The sequence below is a fragment of the Bacteroides salyersiae WAL 10018 = DSM 18765 = JCM 12988 genome, assembly GCF_000381365.1.
Taxonomy (GTDB): Bacteria; Bacteroidota; Bacteroidia; order Bacteroidales; family Bacteroidaceae; genus Bacteroides; species Bacteroides salyersiae.
Genome location: NZ_KB905466.1, coordinates 381,260 through 399,623, shown reverse-complemented (window position 1 = coordinate 399,623; position 18,364 = coordinate 381,260). Strand labels below are relative to the sequence as shown.

At 40.5% G+C, this 18,364-nt stretch carries 17 protein-coding genes and 2 pseudogenes; 9 read left to right on the top strand and 10 right to left on the bottom strand.

Annotated elements, in window-relative coordinates; genetic code table 11:
• Window positions 1-27: 27 nt before the first annotated feature.
• From HMPREF1532_RS01555 to HMPREF1532_RS01530, 7 genes are all read right to left on the bottom strand, one after another.
• Window positions 28-684 carry a hypothetical protein gene (locus HMPREF1532_RS01555; protein WP_005923893.1) on the bottom strand — a complete coding sequence of 219 codons (657 nt, stop codon included), beginning with the start codon at window positions 682-684 and terminating at the stop codon, window positions 28-30.
• Window positions 644-829 (bottom strand): hypothetical protein, encoded by a 186-nt coding sequence (locus tag HMPREF1532_RS21665; RefSeq protein ID WP_004310789.1) that lies wholly within the window; start codon window positions 827-829, stop codon window positions 644-646. Before HMPREF1532_RS21665 ends, HMPREF1532_RS01555 begins: the two co-directional genes overlap by 41 nt.
• 400 nt (window positions 830-1,229) lie before the next feature.
• Window positions 1,230-2,297, bottom strand: coding sequence for a hypothetical protein (locus HMPREF1532_RS01550; protein ID WP_004310790.1), 1,068 nt, complete (start codon window positions 2,295-2,297; stop codon window positions 1,230-1,232).
• 283 nt (window positions 2,298-2,580) lie between these two features.
• Window positions 2,581-3,423, bottom strand: a complete 843-nt coding sequence (locus HMPREF1532_RS01545) for a hypothetical protein (RefSeq protein WP_004310791.1) — start codon at window positions 3,421-3,423, stop codon at window positions 2,581-2,583.
• 80 nt (window positions 3,424-3,503) lie between these two features.
• Entirely contained in the window at window positions 3,504-4,721 is a 1,218-nt protein-coding gene (locus HMPREF1532_RS01540; RefSeq protein ID WP_004310792.1) for a site-specific integrase, read from the bottom strand.
• A gap of 344 nt (window positions 4,722-5,065) precedes the next feature.
• Entirely contained in the window at window positions 5,066-6,076 is a 1,011-nt protein-coding gene (locus HMPREF1532_RS01535) for a GGGtGRT protein (RefSeq protein WP_005923886.1), read from the bottom strand.
• Between the two features lie 20 nt (window positions 6,077-6,096).
• Window positions 6,097-6,798, bottom strand: a complete 702-nt coding sequence (locus HMPREF1532_RS01530; RefSeq protein ID WP_002561828.1) for an iron-sulfur cluster assembly scaffold protein — start codon at window positions 6,796-6,798, stop codon at window positions 6,097-6,099.
• Between the two features lie 222 nt (window positions 6,799-7,020).
• On the opposite strand from HMPREF1532_RS01530, the gene HMPREF1532_RS01525 reads away from it, so the two are divergent.
• Window positions 7,021-7,422, top strand: a complete 402-nt coding sequence (locus HMPREF1532_RS01525) for an HsmA family protein (RefSeq protein ID WP_005923883.1) — start codon at window positions 7,021-7,023, stop codon at window positions 7,420-7,422.
• Between the two features lie 18 nt (window positions 7,423-7,440).
• On the opposite strand, the gene HMPREF1532_RS01520 is transcribed toward HMPREF1532_RS01525, so the two are convergent.
• Window positions 7,441-9,171, bottom strand: a complete 1,731-nt coding sequence (locus HMPREF1532_RS01520; RefSeq protein ID WP_005923880.1) for a hypothetical protein — start codon at window positions 9,169-9,171, stop codon at window positions 7,441-7,443.
• Between the two features lie 404 nt (window positions 9,172-9,575).
• Between HMPREF1532_RS01520 and HMPREF1532_RS01515 the strand changes: the two genes are divergently transcribed.
• The 8 genes and pseudogenes from HMPREF1532_RS01515 to HMPREF1532_RS20665 form a co-directional block, all read left to right on the top strand.
• The gene (locus HMPREF1532_RS01515) at window positions 9,576-10,076 is read left to right on the top strand and encodes a DMP19 family protein (protein ID WP_005923878.1); all 501 of its coding nucleotides are present in this window, start codon (window positions 9,576-9,578) and stop codon (window positions 10,074-10,076) included.
• Window positions 10,077-10,277: 201 nt separating this feature from the next.
• Window positions 10,278-11,090 (top strand): hypothetical protein, encoded by an 813-nt coding sequence (locus HMPREF1532_RS01510; protein WP_005923876.1) that lies wholly within the window; start codon window positions 10,278-10,280, stop codon window positions 11,088-11,090.
• Window positions 11,091-11,122: 32 nt separating this feature from the next.
• On the top strand, window positions 11,123-11,668 hold the full coding sequence (locus HMPREF1532_RS01505) for a Yip1 family protein (protein ID WP_025819382.1): 546 nt from the start codon (window positions 11,123-11,125) through the stop codon (window positions 11,666-11,668).
• A gap of 7 nt (window positions 11,669-11,675) precedes the next feature.
• Complete coding sequence (gene smpB / locus HMPREF1532_RS01500; protein WP_005923872.1) at window positions 11,676-12,128, top strand: SsrA-binding protein; 453 nt, start codon at window positions 11,676-11,678, stop codon at window positions 12,126-12,128.
• An 83-nt stretch (window positions 12,129-12,211) separates the two neighbouring features.
• The gene (gene metH / locus HMPREF1532_RS01495) at window positions 12,212-14,977 is read left to right on the top strand and encodes a methionine synthase (protein ID WP_148359700.1); all 2,766 of its coding nucleotides are present in this window, start codon (window positions 12,212-12,214) and stop codon (window positions 14,975-14,977) included.
• Between the two features lie 11 nt (window positions 14,978-14,988).
• Complete coding sequence (locus HMPREF1532_RS01490; protein WP_005923868.1) at window positions 14,989-15,582, top strand: nitroreductase family protein; 594 nt, start codon at window positions 14,989-14,991, stop codon at window positions 15,580-15,582.
• Between the two features lie 90 nt (window positions 15,583-15,672).
• Window positions 15,673-16,004: pseudogene (locus HMPREF1532_RS21660) on the top strand (TolC family protein); the annotation flags it as partial.
• A gap of 42 nt (window positions 16,005-16,046) precedes the next feature.
• Window positions 16,047-16,309, top strand: a pseudogene (locus tag HMPREF1532_RS20665) (helix-turn-helix domain-containing protein); the annotation flags it as partial.
• A gap of 11 nt (window positions 16,310-16,320) precedes the next feature.
• On the opposite strand, the gene HMPREF1532_RS01480 reads toward HMPREF1532_RS20665, so the two are convergent.
• Both HMPREF1532_RS01480 and udk read right to left on the bottom strand, forming a co-directional pair.
• The gene (locus tag HMPREF1532_RS01480; RefSeq protein WP_005923866.1) at window positions 16,321-17,712 is read right to left on the bottom strand and encodes an MltF family protein; all 1,392 of its coding nucleotides are present in this window, start codon (window positions 17,710-17,712) and stop codon (window positions 16,321-16,323) included.
• Between the two features lie 2 nt (window positions 17,713-17,714).
• The gene (udk, locus tag HMPREF1532_RS01475; protein WP_005923864.1) at window positions 17,715-18,323 is read right to left on the bottom strand and encodes a uridine kinase; all 609 of its coding nucleotides are present in this window, start codon (window positions 18,321-18,323) and stop codon (window positions 17,715-17,717) included.
• Window positions 18,324-18,364: the final 41 nt, after the last annotated feature.

The window sequence follows — 18,364 nt, the reverse complement described above, 5'->3', positions numbered from 1 at the left end:
AACAGTACGAAAAATCCTACTTGCCTGTTATTTGGACTTGAAAGCTATCTTAACCACGTTTTTTGAGTTGGTTGGATTCCACTCCTTGCGCTGTTTGGCTATGTTGTTGTCTAATAATAGTTCATTGGGAGTAAGCTCTATCCCTTTGGGTATATATCTTAACAAACCTGCACTATATAATTCCAGATTGTAACTCTCTACATTCTTCTTACCCATTCCCAATTTGTCAGCCAACTTATTAGGAGTAAGCAGTATCTTGTTGTTCTCTGCTATTAATAGGAGCTTGATATAATATCCTTTCACTTTAATATTCAAATCCACTGTCATAAAGAGGTAGGACAGTGTTATGAAGTTGGGATGTTCAATGGGTGGAATGCAGTAAATGCTCCTCATTACAAATTCTATAAGAGGATGGTTGATAGCTTCCCTATATCTCTTTCTAATCAGCACTGCCTCTATATCCTTATTGAAGTTCTTTAATGCGTCCTCTTTCTCTCCAGTTCGTTTGGCTAAGTCTTTGATTCTCCATCTGACCTTATAATAGTCGTTTCTATATAAGGACAGACAGAAGAACCTGTACAAATTGGGTGGATTGAGTTTATCTACAATAGACTTGTTAATGGTAGCATAATCCTGCCTAATGTTACTTGTCCTGTTTTGCAGGTATCTTTGAGGTATCTTCATATTCATTAGTAGCTGATTGAATAGTATTGGTAAACATTAAATCTTTCTTCTCTCGTTCCATCCTGTAATAGTAGGCAGTTCCAAAGTATATCTTGGCTTCCTTTCTGTTGTGAAACTTCTTTCCTGTTGGCAGATGAATTATCATATCAGTTTAAATATCAGTGAATTAATAAGCCAACTTCTGCAATGAGATATAATAGGTAGCAACCTTTCCATTCTTCTTTCTCCTTGTCTTTAGATAGTTATTAAGATTAGCCCACAATCCAATGTGAACCTTGTTATCTTTTACTCCCTGTTTAAGAGCCTTAACTCTTATCTGCTCATAAGTAAATTCTTCCATTTTAGATATTCTGAATAGTTTGTAAGTCCGTCAATCTATGTGGTGGGATTATCTGCTTGTAGTACTGTAAAGATAGTAACTCCATAAGTGAGAAACTAATGATAAGACCACACATTTAGTAATCAGACTTTAGACTATTCAGAATTTCTAAGAACTTGGGGAGAACAAGCCCACCTGTCACATGGGCTTTGCTCCGTAGTATGTATTATGCTTCTAAAGCATTTTGTAGCATTGCTTGAAAATCATCATCTTCCTTTATTTTCTTTAGTTTGTCATCATTAAGTTCTAATTGTTTTAGCTTATCCAAAGCCTTGAATGCTTGTTCTTCGCCATGTACTTTAGCATAACTGTTAAATCCTTTAATGAAGTAACGTTTAGTGAGAAATGTGACGCTGATTTTGGCAGCTTTGCATAGAGTTATAAAATCGTTACCTCTCTTGATGTCAACTATGGCATCTTTTGGTAGATTGTATTCTTCTCTTCTTAAAACCTTGTTCAATATCTTCTCTGGAATGTTCTTCTTGGTATAAATCAGACCTGCTGTCGTAGGATTGAATCCCTGTTGGATTAGTTCAGCCATATTCTCAAAGAGTTCATCTTTGGATGTCAAGGCAGCAACCCCTATCTTGGCTTTCATATCCCAATTACCAACTCTGTTGATTTCTTCCAAATAAGTTCCTATATCCTTAATATCCTTAACAAAGACATTGGGGATAGTCATATTACCTTTGACAGAGTTTAGTTTGGCAAATGCTGTGCTTCTGTGTTGACCGTCCAAGATTACAAAGTAGCCTTCTGCCTCTTCTTCTGTCAGAACTCTACCGTTTACATCTGTTACGACATATCCTGCCTTTATTAGTTTTGAAGCTTCTATCACGATGATGGGATAGGCTTCTTCATATTTGCCATTGTCAATAATAGCAATGAACGTATCTACTTTCTTTGAATCAATGCTTCTGTTATGTTTTACAAAGGCAATCTTCTTAGAGACCTTCTCCTCAGTTTTAGTTAATTGGAATGTAATAGGTTCGTCTTTAAGTGTGAGGGCTTTACTATTCTTCTCTTCAATAGCCTGCTTTAATTGTTTCACAATTAACTCTTGGGCGTGTAGAACGGTTTCTCCCAACTGTCTGTTAACTATGTTCTTCAAATCTCTTTCAGCTTTAATCAACTGTTGTTGTAAGCTGAGAGTGCGCACTGCCTTTCCTGCTTTAGCATTAGCTACTGATTTGCTGGTTGCAGTCTTTCCTGCTGTCTTAGTCATTGTTTTCATTGTCATCTTGTTTTTAATTATCAAATTAAGTTCTTTGTAACCGTCCAACCTATGCGCACTTGGCTTTCTGATTACGCTGCAAAACTACTTGCTTCTGGGCTGATTAAAAGAGAGAAATTAATGGGTGGTTTTACTTCCCCTCTTAATTGTCAGCTCGTCCGCTATCGTTTTGACGCTGCAAAGATGGGATATAATGGCAGGATTAAAAGAGAGAAAAAAAGTCCTGCTCTTATGTACCCTCTTAATGGTACGGAGCAGGACTGTATTAATTATCAGAAGTTTATTAGAAGTATATGCTGTTCGCAGTATCAATTCTCTTGTCTTTATATTGCTTGATGTAACCTTTTAGGACATCTTCATCATCTGAGAATTTACTATGTTTAGATAGCTTAGTGAAGTAGATAAGCCTTGATATGAGCAATGTCTTACTAAGTGATATGGTGCTTCCTTTCTTCTGTCTGACATTAAACAGCTTATTATATGGCTCTAAATTGAAGAAGTCATTGAACATCTTATAGAACAGCCATATCTGAACGGATTCCTTTTCTTCTGCATGGGTGCTTATGCTGACTTGTTGGTTCTGCATCCAAGGATGTTCCTCTATCTCTTTTAGGTTGTTGGCAATGATAGTAGCCAAGTAACCTATTGCATTGGCATTGTCAATTACTATCTGATGCTTGCCTTCAATCTTTACAGAGACGGTAATAGGCTTTTTAAAACTTACTCCAAATTGGTTAATCTCCTTATGGTTGTCAGCTATGGCTTTGGCGAATTTGATGAGTTGTTCTATTCCAATGCCTGTAGCTTTCATTCCGTCCAAGCACGTTCCACAAGTATAGTCAAAGATGAACAGAAGTAGAAACCAGAACTTATCTATATCAACTCCCAAACCTTTCAATGTATTCTGTATGTCCTCATTGGCTATATAATCTTCGTATGTGAAATTACCATATAGTTCATTCTGATTGTATCTTCTTATGAATAGGGGTAAGGCGGTAGTGCCGCAGACGTATCTTTCTCCTGTGGCTGGGTCTATATCTACGTCTGGAACATATTTAACGGCTATGGCTTCCATGTATTCCAAACGAGTATCAATGCTTATGTAATCTTCCTTTAGCTTCTCCATAATTATTAGTTTAAGGCAAAATTAAAAAATAATCCCCACCTGCATTGCTACAAGTGAGGAATTTGTGGATAGGATATGCTTTAGTAATCAGAAGCTCCTGTAAACGTATCCATGAGTTTATCCATCTGCTCACCTATGCACTTGTCTATCAGCTTTGCATAGTGGGCAGTCATTCGTGTATTGGTATGTCCTAACATCTTAGAAACAACTTCCAGCGATATGTTATTGGCTAAAGTAATTGTACTTGCAAAGGTGTGCCTACTTGTGTGGAAGCAAATTCGTTTATTAATTCCACAAAGTATAGCTATATCCTTTAGATATTTGTTGATGTCCGCAGGGTCTTGAATAGGGAGTAATTTCTCTCCACCTTTGTACTTATCCAATATCAGTTTGGCGATGGGGAGTAGGGGAATGCGTGATAGAACCCCTGTCTTAACCCTACGTTTCTTAATCCATATTCTGCCAGTGTTATCTTTCTCAAAGTGTTCTGGTGTCAAGGTCTTAATGTCAATGTAGCTAAGCCCTGTGAAGCACCCAAAGAGAAACATATCTTTAGCTCGTTCCAATCTTGGTAGGGGAGTATCAAAGTTGATAATCTTCCTCAATTCTTCTTCATCCAAGAAATCCACTTCTACGGGTTCGCGTTCTACTTTATAAGCATTTACAGGATTGTAGGATATATAAGAGTTGGCGACAGCTAAATTTAGCAACTTCTTTAAGAACTTTAAATGTTTGGTGCAGGAGTTTTGTCCCATCTTCTTCTCTCCTAAAAGGAAAGCATGGAATCCTTGAATGAAGCCCAAGTTTATCTCTCTTAAATATAAGTCCTTACGCTCATATTTCTTCTGAATAAACTCTTTGAATAATCTGCCTGTATATTCAAACACCCAATAAGTGGCAGGGGCAACAGTTTTACCTACCATTGCTTTGCGCTCTGTATTATGTTCGTTCAGAACATCCAATAAAGTCTTCTCGTTCAGAGCTTCCACCTTATCTGTGATAGCTTCTTTTAATAGTTCAGCAGTGATAAGATACCCCTTTTGGAGTAGCTCAATTTCTTTTTGATATATCTTATTCCGTAGTTGAATCAGATAACCGTTGATTAGCTGCGCTTCTTCACTCTTGCCTTTTACAGCTTGCTTCTCTTTGTTCCAGTCAGCAGCAGGTACGTGTTTACCTGTACTAAAGTAGATTCTCTTTCCGTTAGTGGTGATTGAAACCTCAATAGGTGATAGACCTTTTTTGTTTTGCTTACTTTCTCTTAATGAAAAGTAAACCATTGTACAATGTTTCTCCATTTTAAATTAAATGTTATATGGAGTGTATCGCATTGTATTATAGTTGATTATGCCAATTCTTGCAGCCGTTTTTTAAGAATGGCAAATTCGGCTGCAAATCGGCTGCAAAAGTAACCTGTTTATGGCTTGATTTGAGGGGTAATTGGCTACTCTTTACATGAGTTGTTTGGACTTAAATAAAGCAGGATTTATCTTGTTATCTCCTTACTGATTCACCATTCATTCACTCCAAATAATGAGTGATGCAAGGTGCTTCAATCTGTTATCTAAGTCAAGTTACCACAAATAAAAAACTCCTGCAACCATAAGGATTACAGGAGTTTATCTGTATTAAGTAACTTAAATTACTTGCTCAAAGCAGTAGCCACGTCTACAGCACAAGCCACTGTACATCCTACCATCGGGTTGTTACCGATGCCGAGGAATCCCATCATTTCCACGTGAGCAGGAACTGATGAAGAACCAGCGAACTGAGCGTCTGAGTGCATACGGCCCATAGTGTCGGTCATACCATATGAAGCAGGTCCGGCAGCCATGTTATCCGGGTGAAGAGTACGACCTGTACCACCACCGGAAGCTACTGAGAAATAGGGCTTACCAGCTAATACGCGTTCTTTCTTGTATGTACCGGCAACCGGGTGTTGGAAACGTGTCGGGTTAGTAGAGTTACCGGTAATGGAAACATCTACGCCTTCTTTCCACATGATAGCTACACCTTCGCGAACGTCATCAGCACCATAGCATTTTACTTTTGCACGTTCACCGTCAGAGTAAGCGATTTCGCGAACTACTTTCAGTTCACTTGTGTAATAATCGAATTGAGTCTGAACATAAGTAAAGCCATTGATGCGTGAGATGATCTGAGCAGCGTCTTTTCCAAGACCGTTCAAGATACAACGCAAGGGCTCTTTACGTACTTTGTCTGCTTTAGCAGCGATTTTGATTGCACCTTCGGCAGCAGCGAATGATTCGTGACCGGCTAAGAATGCGAAACATTTAGTTTCTTCACGCAGCAACATTGCAGCCAGGTTGCCATGACCGATACCAACCTTACGGTCGTCGGCTACTGAACCCGGAATACAGAATGCCTGAAGACCGATACCGATAGCTTCGGCAGCATCAGCAGCATTCTTACAGCCTTTTTTGAGAGCAATAGCAACACCTACTACGTAAGCCCACTTTGCGTTTTCAAAACAGATAGGCTGAGTTTCTTCACACGTCTTATAAGGATCAAGTCCGGCAGCTTCGCAGATTGCGTTAGCTTCTTCGATGTCTTTGATGCCGTTAGCGTTCAAAGCTTCGATGATACCTTTGATACGACGGTCTTGACTTTCAAATTTTACTTCTCTAATCATAGTTTCTTTTCCTCCTTATATTATTCGTGACGTGGATCAATATGTTTAACTGCTCCCTGTTCTGCTGTTACGCGTCCGTATGTGCCGGTTACTTTTTTCAAAGCTTCGTTAGCATCGGTTCCTTTTTTGATTTCGTCCATGAACTTACCCATGTGTACGAATTCGTATCCGCAGATCTCATCGTTTTTGTCCAAGAAGATGTTCTTGATATAGCCTTCTGCCATTTCAAGATAACGAGGACCTTTAGCTAAAGTACCGTACAGTGTACCTACTTGGCTACGCAGACCTTTACCTAAATCTTCCAGACCGGCACCGATGATCAGACCGCCTTCTGAGAAAGCCGACTGAGTACGTCCGTAAACAATCTGTAAGAAAAGTTCGCGCATAGCAGTGTTGATAGCGTCGCAAACAAGGTCGGTATTCAATGCTTCGAGGATTGTTTTACCCGGAAGAATTTCTGCAGCCATAGCAGCCGAGTGAGTCATACCCGAACATCCGATAGTTTCAACCAGAGCTTCCTGGATGACACCTTCTTTTACGTTCAGAGTAAGTTTACAAGCACCCTGCTGAGGAGCACACCAACCAACACCATGTGTCAGACCTGAAATATCAACGATTTCTTTTGATTTTACCCATTTTCCTTCTTCGGGTATGGGAGCCGGTCCGTGGTTAGGACCCTTCTTTACAACACACATGTGTTCCACTTCGTGTGAATAAGTCATAATTAGCTCTTTTTTAAGTAATATAATTAAAAATACGTAGTCACTATTCTCAAATTGCACGCAAAGGTACTCGTTTTATTGGTTTTTGCAAATCGGCTTTTATTACTTTTTTATGAAAAGAATAAAATAGGAGGGAGGGAGTTCGCTTATTGTAATGTGGAGATTACATTTTGGGATTGAACTATTCACCGGACAGTTTGTTCTTTGATAAAATTTATGATTATGGAGTTCGACCAAGTAGATATGCATTATTTGATAGCAGCCATTTGTGTGATAACGGGTGCTTTGATATTTTATACTATTGGAGTATGGGGAGAGCATGTGCAGGGAAAATTGAAATTCTGGCACATTCTCTTTTTTCTTTCCGGATTGGTGTGTGATGCAGTAGGAACGGGATTAATGAAGAGTATCGCGCATATGACCCATCTTCATGATGAAATACATACGGTGACCGGTGTGATTGCCATTTTACTGATGCTGGTACATGCGATGTGGGCTATTTGGACTTATACGAAAGGTTCTTCTACTGCAAAAGCACATTTTAATCGTTTCAGTATTTTTGTGTGGTGTATTTGGCTTATACCTTATTTTATTGGGATGTATTTAGGGATGTCCCATCATTAAAAAAGAAAAGTCCTTTTGTTAAAGGACTTTGAAACTTTTTGTTTGTTGAGTGTCGGTTACTCTGATAATCACAGGTTGCAGGAGGGTGATTTCCTGTTTGGGGTTGTAGTTTGTTTGCGAACTCAGCAGTCGCCCCATCAAATCATAAACTTCAATAATGCTTTTACCCTCTAATCCTAAAATAACAACCTTATTACCTTCTTTATGTAGAGACAGATTTGAAGAAGTGCTCGTTTCTCCGATACCTGTAGGTGATCCTTTTAAACCGAAATCGTCTTTGCTCGGAGAAAACTCTGCGTTTTCATATCCGGCTTTCATCAGTTCGTCTACCAAGCTGTTGATATATAGTTCAAGATAACAATATCCGGTTTCTTCATCAATATCTTTGTATGTTTTACCTTGAGGCAGATATTTATTGGCCCATTCATCGGGAATTCCGTCATTGTTACTGTCTGTAGGTTTGCTTTCTGAGTTATAGGTGATATAACCTTCACAATTGGTCTGAGAGTCGATGAGTCCGTTAGTGCTTTTATTGGAACCTTCAAAAGTGTAACCGCCACTGCGTACATCAGACATGATACGAGTGTCTATCACGTCGCGTTTCAAGCTTGCTCCGACATAGGTTAACACTTTTTCGTATGTTTCTATTGCTGTATGGGTAGTAGTAGGGGCAGCTTCAAATTCTGTTACACTTTTGATGTTTTCAATACTCCCTCCGGGTAATGGGGCATTATCGGTATCCGGATGGATTCCAACCCAATTGTCTGCATTTGTTTTAGCGATATTGGCTTTAGATTTGCTACTCAGCTTAGAACAAGTGTCATCAAAATAATTTCCTGATACATAGAATTTTCCCCAAACACCAGCTTCGTTTACGTATTTCCCATCATCTGCGTTTGGTGAAAAAATGCGATAGGTGATACCTTCTTTAGTTGCAGTTGAAGGTCCTGGTTTATAATAGTTGTTGATAAAATTATAATTACCTCCTTCTCCGGCATATCCGCCATTAGTCGGTCCCCAATTATAAAATACATTATTGCGCAAATCGACCATTTCATCATCGGGTCTTCCTGTATAACGGCTTCCGCAAAGTCTGGGGGTACGACTTTTATGATGTGCTAATAAATTGTGATGAAAAGTAGCACCTTCACCTCCCCAGATGCCGCCATATCCGTGGCTACCTTTTCCATGTACGGAATTGGTTAGACTTTCACTCAGGATACACCATTGCATTGTGAAATTTTTATTTCCGTAAAAAGAAGAGCATTCATCTGTACTCCAACTCATCGTACAATGGTCAATGATTACATTACTTTGATTGCGTCCCCACATAGCATCGTCTTCTGTTTGCTCTTCGTCTCCCATCCGGCAACGGATAAATCGGATAATAACATTGCTCGCTTTAATTACAACTGAGTAGTTTTTGATGCAGATGCCATCTCCTGGAGCTGTTTGGCCGGCAATTGTTATGTTTCCGTTTTTTATTTCAAGTGTACTTTTTAATGCAATAGTTCCGGATACATCGAATACGATAATACGGTTACCGCTTTTCAATCCTTCGCGAAGCGAGCCGGAACCGCTGTCGTTTAGATTCGTGACATGATATACACTACCGCCACGCCCTCCGGTGGTGGTATAACGAGCAAAGCCTTCTGCACCCGGGAAAGCTGGAGTTGTCTGGGCATGAAGATCGCTGATTAACGCTGCTACTATGATTAGTATCGAAAATAAAGTAATGATTCGTTTCATAAACTACTTATCTATTTTATTTTTAGGCAAAGTTCGGGATTATCTTCTTTAGGTATGTGGATAAATTATTTTTCTATGTGTAACTATTGGCTTTTATGAATAGAATATATCAATATATGTAATGTGCTGTTACATATATTGTTAATAGGTATGTCATCTATTGATAGTTGATTTTACATTACTATTATATCTTTTTTTTAGGTGTTTCTTAAGTATATAATTTAATTTGTTTGTGTGTGTAATAGGTAGGTGGTACCACCTACCTATTACACACACAAACAAACATAATATATATGTTCTCAAACCATACATTTATATATACTTGAAAATAGTAGTTGTCAAAAAGAGGTTTCTTTAATAAAGTTCGTAACTTTGCAACATTAATATAAATAGCAAATAGAGTTATGATAAAATTGTCAGATGCGGTCTTGCAAAAAGCGGCAGGTGAGGGAATGGATGAGTTTATCCAAGTGTTTACCGATAAATATAAAGAAGCGATAGGAGGTGAGCTGACTGCCGGAACAATGGCTTTGCTTACGGGTGAGCAACATTCGTTATTGGCTTATCAGATGTTCCGTGATGAGATTATGGTAGGCGGTTTCTGTCAATTGATTCAGAATGGATATGGTGGTTATATTTTTGATAATCCCTTTGCTAAAGTAATGCGTTTATGGGGGGCGGAAGAGTTTTCTAAGCTTGTCTATCGGGCAAAGAAAATTTATGATGCCCATCGTGAAGATCTTGAAAAAGAGCGTACCGAAGATGAATTCATGGCAATGTATGAACAGTATGAAGCTTTTGATGAGCTGGAAGAAGAGTATTTTGAAATGGAGGAACAGGTGACGGTAATCATTGCAAGTTATGTAGATGAACATTTAGAACTGTTTGGAGAGATAATAAAGTGATGTAAAAGGCTGTTCTTTATTTCTTCGTATAATCATAATTTAGGTGTTAAAAATAAAGATATGCTATTTAGTCCATCCGATTTATACAAGAAAGTGAGTTTGGAGAAATAATTAAATAACCGGTGCAGTATTTTTTAAGTCTCTGCATTTACTAATTGTGAATTAGAATTTATATCTTTGCAAACTCTAAAAAATAGATTTATGAAACAAGTGAAAGTTTTGGTATTGACCCTGATTGTTTTAATGGGTATTGGTTTTACTTCTTGTATGAATTCAGATGATAATTATACTCCTATATGGCAAGGACCGGTGGAGGTTATTTCTTCTGTTTACGGAGGCACTTATTTTAAAATAGGTGAACTTAAAATACAACCTACTACTACTTCATTAGTGGCTGTCGAGGAAACTTATAAATTTGATCCTTCTTCCACCAAGATGGCCTATATTGCTTGCACTTATTCCAATGATGAAGCGAGTGGAAATTCGGGAGCAACCAATACGTTGAAAAATGTAACTTTAAATTATGCTGTATCGTTAGATGGTACGGTGGAGAGTGTAGCAGAAAAAGGAGCCTCCAATGATTCTGTTGCTACAGCTCCTATCATACGTGTTACCAACGTGATGAGCTCTTCTTCCACGAGTGAAGAAAATTTCTATATTTTGGATAATCGTTATCTTTTTGCTGGAATATCATATTATGTTCAGGAAAAGCAGCATTCGTTTACATTGGTAAACTATCCTAATGAGGAGGTTGAGGATGGCGTTATTAAGTTTTATTTGCGTCATGGTGGAACACCTGAAAAAGATGGTGTTACTTTGATTTCTGCAAATGTGGCAGGTACTTATCCGTATTTATATTACAAGAGCTTTGATCTTGCGAATTATTTGCCTACTTTGCCGGGAAAAGAAGTGAAGATTATTGTTGAGGTTGATGAGAACACTGTCAATAACAAGTTGGATGATGAAAGAACTAAGAAGAGAGAGTATTCTCTTACTTATAAAGTAGAGGAATAATATTGAATTACAAAGAATTATTTAAGATATCGATGTTATTGATTTCCTCTCCGGCCAAGGCCTGGGAGGAAATTCGTTTGGAAGAGGATAGGCGAAAGGTTTTCGGAGCTTTTGTCTATCCTATGATTGGTTTATGTGGTCTTGCCGTATTTATAGGTTCTCTGTTGGTCAACGGTTGGGGTGGTCCGCAAAGCTTTCAGATAGCTATGACGCAGTGTTGTGCAGTGGCAGTGGCATTGTTCGGCGGTTATTTTCTGGCTGCATATGCCATCAATCAATTACGGGTACAAATGTTCGGGATGTCCGACGATGTTCCTTTGACCCAACAATTTGCCGGATATGCATTGGTAGTCACTTTCCTGCTTAAAATAATTACCGGTTTGTTGCCGGATTTCAGTATTATCGGTTGGTTATTGCAGTTTTATATCGTCTATGTGGTGTGGGAAGGTGCGCCGATTGTGATGCAAGTTGAAGAAAAGAATCGGTTACGATTCACCATTTTATCATCCCTGTTGTTAATACTGTGTCCGGCGGTGATTCAATTCGTGTTCAATAAGCTAACAGCAATATTAAATTAAGAAACAAATGAAACTGGCTCCTGTAAATATAAAGAATAAACGTGCTACATTCGACTATGAACTGATCGATACTTATACGGCAGGTATTGTGCTTACCGGAACGGAAATCAAATCCATCCGTATGGGAAAGGCAAGTCTGGTAGATACGTTTTGCTACTTTGCCAAAGGTGAGTTGTGGGTGAAGAATATGCACATCGCCGAGTATTTCTATGGTTCGTACAATAATCATACAGCTCGTAGAGACAGGAAGCTGTTACTTAATAAAAAAGAGTTGAAGAAACTCGAACGTGGCACCAAGGAAACCGGCTTTACTATTGTACCGGTTCGTATGTTCGTCAATGAAAAAGGATTGGCTAAAGTTGTGGTAGCTTTGGCAAAAGGTAAAAAGCAGTATGATAAACGTGAATCTCTGAAAGAAAAAGATGACCGTCGCGATATGGACAGAATGTTCAAAAGGTGAAGATTGTGATTTAGTGGTAAGTGATTAGTGATGGTGATTAGCGATAGACGGTGAGTGATAAAGTAGACAGGTGATAAATGGAGATGGATAAAATAACTATTCCGCAATTGGTATCCCGGCGTATCCTTATATTGGATGGGGCGATGGGTACCATGATTCAGCAATACAACTTAAAAGAAGAAGATTTTCGTGGCGAGCGTTTCGCGCATATTCCCGGACAGTTGAAAGGGAATAATGATTTGCTTTGTCTTACTCGTCCGGATGTGATTCAGGATATTCATCGTAAATATCTTGAAGCCGGGGCCGATATTATTGAAACAAATACTTTCAGTTCGACCACAGTCTCTATGGCCGATTATCATGTAGAGCAGTATGTACGTGAAATAAATTTGGCAGCTGTAAAACTGGCCCGTGAGGTGGCTGATGAGTATACGGCTAAAAATCCGCAAAAGCCTCGTTTTGTAGCTGGTTCTGTGGGACCTACCAATAAGACTTGTTCTATGAGCCCGGATGTGAATAATCCGGCTTTCCGCGCTTTGAGTTACGATGAATTGGCCGATGCCTACCAGCAACAGATGGAAGCTATGCTCGAAGGTGGAGTGGATGCGATTCTGATTGAAACGATTTTCGACACGTTGAATGCTAAAGCGGCTGTTTATGCAGCCGAACAAGCTATAAAGATAACAGGGGTCGAAGTACCCATAATGCTTTCTGTTACTGTTTCCGATACAGGTGGACGTACGCTTTCCGGTCAGACGCTGGATGCTTTTTTAGCTTCTGTGCAACATGCCAATATTTTCTCTGTCGGATTAAATTGTTCGTTTGGTGCGAGGCAGTTGAAACCTTTCCTTGAACAACTGGCTGCCCGTGCTCCTTATTATATCAGTGCTTATCCGAATGCCGGACTTCCCAATAGTTTGGGGCAGTATGACCAGAGCCCGGCTGATATGGCCCATGAAGTCAAAGAATATATCCATGAAGGTTTGATTAATATCATTGGTGGCTGTTGTGGCACTACCGATGCATACATTGCCGAATATCCGGCTTTAATAGAAGGGGCCCGCCCACATGTGCCGGTTCGGAAACCGGATTGTCTTTGGCTTTCCGGGCTTGAACTTCTGGAAGTAAAGCCCGAGATAAATTTTGTGAATATCGGCGAACGTTGTAATGTGGCCGGTTCGCGTAAATTTCTGCGTCTGATTAATGAGAAGAAGTATGACGAAGCACTTTCCATTGCCCGTCAGCAAGTGGAAGACGGTGCGCTGATTATCGATGTGAATATGGATGACGGTTTGCTGGATGCTCGTCAGGAAATGACTACTTTCCTCAATCTGATAGCTTCCGAACCGGAGATAGCCCGTGTTCCTGTGATGATCGACTCTTCTAAATGGGAAGTTATTGAAGCCGGTTTGAAATGCCTTCAAGGCAAATCGGTGGTAAACTCTATCTCTTTGAAAGAAGGTGAGGAGAAATTTCTGGAACATGCCCGTATTATCAGGCAATATGGTGCTGCTGCCGTAGTGATGGCATTTGATGAAAAAGGTCAGGCAGATACTGCTGCCCGTAAGATAGAGGTCTGCGAACGGGCTTATCGGCTATTGGTGGATAAAGTCGGTTTTAATCCGCAGGATATTATTTTTGATCCGAATGTTTTGGCTGTAGCTACCGGTATCGAAGAGCATAATAATTATGCAGTCGATTTTATCAATGCGACGGGCTGGATACGGAAGAATCTCCCCGGTGCGCATGTGAGTGGCGGTGTTAGTAATCTCTCGTTCTCTTTCCGAGGGAATAATTATATTCGTGAAGCAATGCACGCCGTGTTCCTTTATCATGCTATCCAGCAGGGAATGGATATGGGAATTGTCAATCCGGCTACTTCTGTTCTGTATACGGATATTCCTGCTGATGTGCTTGAAAAGATAGAGGATGTCGTTCTTAACCGTCGTCCGGATGCTGCCGAGCGTTTGATCGAACTTGCCGAAGCATTGAAGGCCGGTAAGGGCACGGACGCACAGTTGTCGACTTCCAACTCTCAATTGTCCGTTCATCAGGCTTGGCGCGACGGAACAGTACAAGAACGCTTGCAACATGCATTGATCAAAGGGATAGGTGATTTTCTGGAAGAGGATCTTGCGGAAGCATTACCGTTGTATGAAAAGGCGGTCGATGTGATAGAGGGCCCTTTAATGGATGGGATGAATCATGTAGGCGAGTTGTTCGGAGCGGGGAAAATGTTTTTACCTCAGGTTGTGAAAACGGCGCGTACGATGAAAAAAGCAGTGGCTATTTTACAGCCGATTATTGAATCGGAGAAACAGGAAGGAGCTTCCTCTGCCGGTAAGGTGTTGCTGGCTACTGTAAAAGGAGACGTGCACGACATCGGTAAGAACATAGTATCTGTGGTGATGGCTTGTAACGGTTATGATATTGTAGATTTAGGAGTAATGGTGCCCGCCGAAACCATTGTACAGCATGCTATTGAGGAAAAAGTAGATATGATTGGCCTGAGTGGGTTGATCACTCCCTCTTTGGAAGAAATGGTTCACGTGGCTATGGAATTGGAAAAGGCCGGTTTGGATATTCCTTTGTTAATAGGTGGTGCTACGACTTCAAAGATGCATACCGCTTTGAAGATTGCTCCTGTTTATCATGCTCCGGTCGTTCATTTGAAAGACGCTTCTCAAAATGCCGGTGTAGCGGCGCGTCTGCTTAATCCGAAAACAAAGGAAGAGTTGGCGATAGAACTGACGAAAGAATATGAAGAATTGCGTGATAAGAGTGGAATGATGCGTCGTGAAACAGTGTCGCTCGAGGAAGCGCAAAAGAATAAACTGAATCTGTTTTAATTGATATAAGTATGAAAAAGATCTGTTTCTTATTATTGCCGGTGGCGGTTCTGTTGGCAAGTGTCATCTCTTGTTCTTCTGCTCCGCAAAACTCGGAGCCTGCTTCTGCTAACGCTGCTTTGGATAATATTTTTGCGCGTAAGAGTGTGCGTACTTATTTGAATAAAGGAGTTGAAAAGGAGAAGATCGACTTGATGCTCCGCGCCGGTATGGCTGCCCCTTCTGGTAAAGATCTGCGTCCTTGGGAGTTCTACGTTATAACCGAACGTGCTTCTCTCGATTCTATGGCTGCGGCTTTGCCCTATGCTAAGATGCTTACTGAGGCCCGTTATGCCATTGTGGTTTGCGGTGATTCCACCCGTTCTTCTTATTGGTATCTGGATTGTTCGGCTGCCGCGCAGAATATTCTTTTAGCTGCTGAAAGTTTGGGGTTGGGTGCTGTGTGGACTGCGGCATATCCTTATGAAGACCGTATGGAGGTAGTGCGCAAGTATATTGCTCTTCCCGAGAATATTCTTCCGCTTTGTGTCATTCCTTTCGGATATCCTGCGGTGCAGCAGCAACCGAAACAAAAGTATGATGAAAAGAAAATACACTATCAATAAATTCCACCTAAAGGAAAGATATAAACAGGTGGCTGTTTGCTGACCTTAAGAACATTTTCCATTTTGGAAATACGAATAGATATTTTACTTATGTTTTTCTACCTGTCGGTTACGAGTGTCAGCGCACAAGAAACACTGACACTTGAGAACTGTCTTGAGATGGGTATAGAAAATAATCCGTCTTTATAGAGTAAGCGCAATGAGATACAGAAAGGCAGATATGGCATTTCTGAAAACTGCGCTAAGCTACTTCCACAAATTAACGGTTTTGCCAATTACAATGACAATATCGATCCCTCCGTATCCGTAACCGACGGTTCTGCTTACGGTACGCCTTACAACGTAACCCATACTTTGCGGTATGGTCCAATGTAGGGTTACAGTTGCAGATGTCACTTTATAACCAGACTCTTTATATTACTTCATCCTGCAAATTTGTAAAATGTATTATCTGGGTCAAGTTACTGCAGCTTCTTGGATTAACATATCGGATATGCTCCGTCTACAACCGAAAACTGATGAATCTGAAAACCTCTGTCGGACATAAGTATGAGATATTTATCAGGCTGATTCAACTGATATCCGAAAAAGCATTTCGCTACTTAAAAACACTCAAAAAAGCATTCAGGAAATTTCTGATTTTTTTAACTTTCCGAATGCTTCTTATTTTGGCACATTTTTCAAAAAACAGACAGGACAGTCACCACAGCAATACCGCAAGGGATAGTTTTTGAGCGATTATTCTTTTATTTTCTTTTTATACGATTCGTATCTTGATATGATATCTCTTACGAAATTGTATGTTTCTATTCCACGGAAATATCCGTTTTTACAGACCGGGTCGGTGAAATATTCTTCATTGCTTTTCAGCAGGATGTAGTTTTCGACGTTGTTGTTCCAGGTGTTTTTGTCTTTTCCGTACTTGTCGGCCAAGGCAATGGCATCGTAGATATGCCCTAAACCGGCGTTATAGGACGCCAGGATAAATTTGATACGTTCTTCTTTATCGGGAATCGCGCTGAGGCTTCTGTCTGTTAGTTTGATGTATTTTACTGCTGCTTTGATGCTCTCTTCCGGATTTTGTTCTTTACCGGGTGGCACTCCCATAGCCCGTGCTGTTTGCGGCATTAACTGCATCAATCCTCTGGCTCCTGCCCAAGATACGGCTGTCGTATCGAAATTCGATTCCGTATAGGCTAATGAGGCCAGTAAACGCCAGTCCCAGTCAATCTCTTTGGAATACTTCTTAAATAAATTGTCGTAATGGGAAATTTTTCCTTCACGGAGCGAGAGGATGGGGGAGTGGGGAACCGATTTGCTGATTTCAAAGTATCGTTTCGTGCTCGCCGTATAAGCCGGTGAGGTCATATTCTCTTCGTGCCATTTATCTGCTGCTGCCGCCAGTTGCGGGCAATCTTTGCGTACAGCCCATGATGCTCGCTGGTCGAAGCTGATGGAAAGCTTGATATTGAGATTGGGATAGTAAGTGGTGTTCAGCCTGGCCAGGTCGTTATCAGCTACCGTATAAGGTATTTTCCCTTGTGCTACTTGTGTGATCAGATCCTCCGCCGTGATGCTGTCGCCCGTCACTTTGTGTATTTGTATGCCGCCTCCCAATTCATTGTTCAGATTGACAAGCCGGTCGTAATATTTACCGGGCTTTACATATACTTCTTTGCCGATGAGTTCTGTGACGTCTGTTATCGGTTTTGTTTTGCCATTGTTCCGTTGTACGATTACCTGATGTGTAATCACTTCCTCTCCACAATAAATGAGGCTGTCTTTCCATTCTTTGGTGATGGGCAGGTTATAGGCAATCAGATCTCCTTCACCGGATAATAGTTTTTGGATCAGTTCAGACACGTTCCGTGCTACTTCAACACGCAGTTTAACTCCTAAGCTTTTGGCAAATTGCTCGCTTAATTCATATTGGAATCCCATTTCCTGTCCACGGTAAATAAAATAAGTAGTCGAACTGTATAACGTTAGTACCACCAGCTCTCCACTGTCTTTAATCTGGGTCAAATCATAGGCTCCTGTCTCTTCTGCCGGATGATGTCTGTGTTTACAGGCCAATACGGAGAAAAGAATAATGAAAAAAACGGGCAATATAGAGCGCCGGGCCGTCATGTCTATCCTAAGTGTTTCTTGATGTACATGGTCAGGATATCGATTGCCACTTCATTGTTGCCTCCTTCGGGTACGATGAGGTCGGCATATCTTTTACAAGGTTCGATGAATTGCTGATGCATCGGTTTCAATACACGTGTATAACGTTCCATCACGGCTTCAGCCGTCCGTCCGCGTTCCACCACATCCCGTTGAATGACGCGTATCAGGCGTTCATCCGGATCGGCATCTACAAATATTTTGAGGTCCATCATATTGCGTAGTTTTTTATCGCAAAGGGCAAGAATTCCTTCGATGATAACTACTTCACGCGGTTCGATATGGATTGTTTCCGGCTGACGGGTACAAGTGAGGTATGAATAGGTCGGTTGCTCGATGCTCTTGCCTTCTTTCAGCATCGAGACATGCTTCGAGAGCAGGCTCCATTCAAAAGCGTCCGGATGGTCGAAATTGATATTTTGGCGCTCTTCCACAGGTACATGACTACTATCTTTATAATACGAATCCTGGGGGAGCAGTACTACTTCACCGGCAGGGAGACTTTCAATTATTTTCCGTACGACGGTGGTCTTTCCTGAGCCCGTTCCGCCTGCTATTCCTATTATTAACATCTGTTGATAGTGTATATTTGAAACAAATAGAGTAATTTTGC

What these genes read in the sequence shown, in the direction of transcription:
- HMPREF1532_RS01555 (WP_005923893.1), bottom strand. Translation starts at nt 684, where the DNA reads ATGAAGATACCTCAAAGATACCTGCAAAACAGGACAAGTAACATTAGG.
- HMPREF1532_RS21665 (WP_004310789.1), bottom strand. Translation starts at nt 829, where the DNA reads ATGATAATTCATCTGCCAACAGGAAAGAAGTTTCACAACAGAAAGGAA.
- HMPREF1532_RS01550 (WP_004310790.1), bottom strand. Translation starts at nt 2,297, where the DNA reads ATGAAAACAATGACTAAGACAGCAGGAAAGACTGCAACCAGCAAATCA.
- HMPREF1532_RS01545 (WP_004310791.1), bottom strand. Translation starts at nt 3,423, where the DNA reads ATGGAGAAGCTAAAGGAAGATTACATAAGCATTGATACTCGTTTGGAA.
- HMPREF1532_RS01540 (WP_004310792.1), bottom strand. Translation starts at nt 4,721, where the DNA reads ATGGAGAAACATTGTACAATGGTTTACTTTTCATTAAGAGAAAGTAAG.
- HMPREF1532_RS01535 (WP_005923886.1), bottom strand. Translation starts at nt 6,076, where the DNA reads ATGATTAGAGAAGTAAAATTTGAAAGTCAAGACCGTCGTATCAAAGGT.
- HMPREF1532_RS01530 (WP_002561828.1), bottom strand. Translation starts at nt 6,798, where the DNA reads ATGACTTATTCACACGAAGTGGAACACATGTGTGTTGTAAAGAAGGGT.
- HMPREF1532_RS01525 (WP_005923883.1), top strand. Translation starts at nt 7,021, where the DNA reads ATGGAGTTCGACCAAGTAGATATGCATTATTTGATAGCAGCCATTTGT.
- HMPREF1532_RS01520 (WP_005923880.1), bottom strand. Translation starts at nt 9,171, where the DNA reads ATGAAACGAATCATTACTTTATTTTCGATACTAATCATAGTAGCAGCG.
- HMPREF1532_RS01515 (WP_005923878.1), top strand. Translation starts at nt 9,576, where the DNA reads ATGATAAAATTGTCAGATGCGGTCTTGCAAAAAGCGGCAGGTGAGGGA.
- HMPREF1532_RS01510 (WP_005923876.1), top strand. Translation starts at nt 10,278, where the DNA reads ATGAAACAAGTGAAAGTTTTGGTATTGACCCTGATTGTTTTAATGGGT.
- HMPREF1532_RS01505 (WP_025819382.1), top strand. Translation starts at nt 11,123, where the DNA reads ATGTTATTGATTTCCTCTCCGGCCAAGGCCTGGGAGGAAATTCGTTTG.
- smpB (WP_005923872.1), top strand. Translation starts at nt 11,676, where the DNA reads ATGAAACTGGCTCCTGTAAATATAAAGAATAAACGTGCTACATTCGAC.
- metH (WP_148359700.1), top strand. Translation starts at nt 12,212, where the DNA reads ATGGATAAAATAACTATTCCGCAATTGGTATCCCGGCGTATCCTTATA.
- HMPREF1532_RS01490 (WP_005923868.1), top strand. Translation starts at nt 14,989, where the DNA reads ATGAAAAAGATCTGTTTCTTATTATTGCCGGTGGCGGTTCTGTTGGCA.
- HMPREF1532_RS01480 (WP_005923866.1), bottom strand. Translation starts at nt 17,712, where the DNA reads ATGACGGCCCGGCGCTCTATATTGCCCGTTTTTTTCATTATTCTTTTC.
- udk (WP_005923864.1), bottom strand. Translation starts at nt 18,323, where the DNA reads ATGTTAATAATAGGAATAGCAGGCGGAACGGGCTCAGGAAAGACCACC.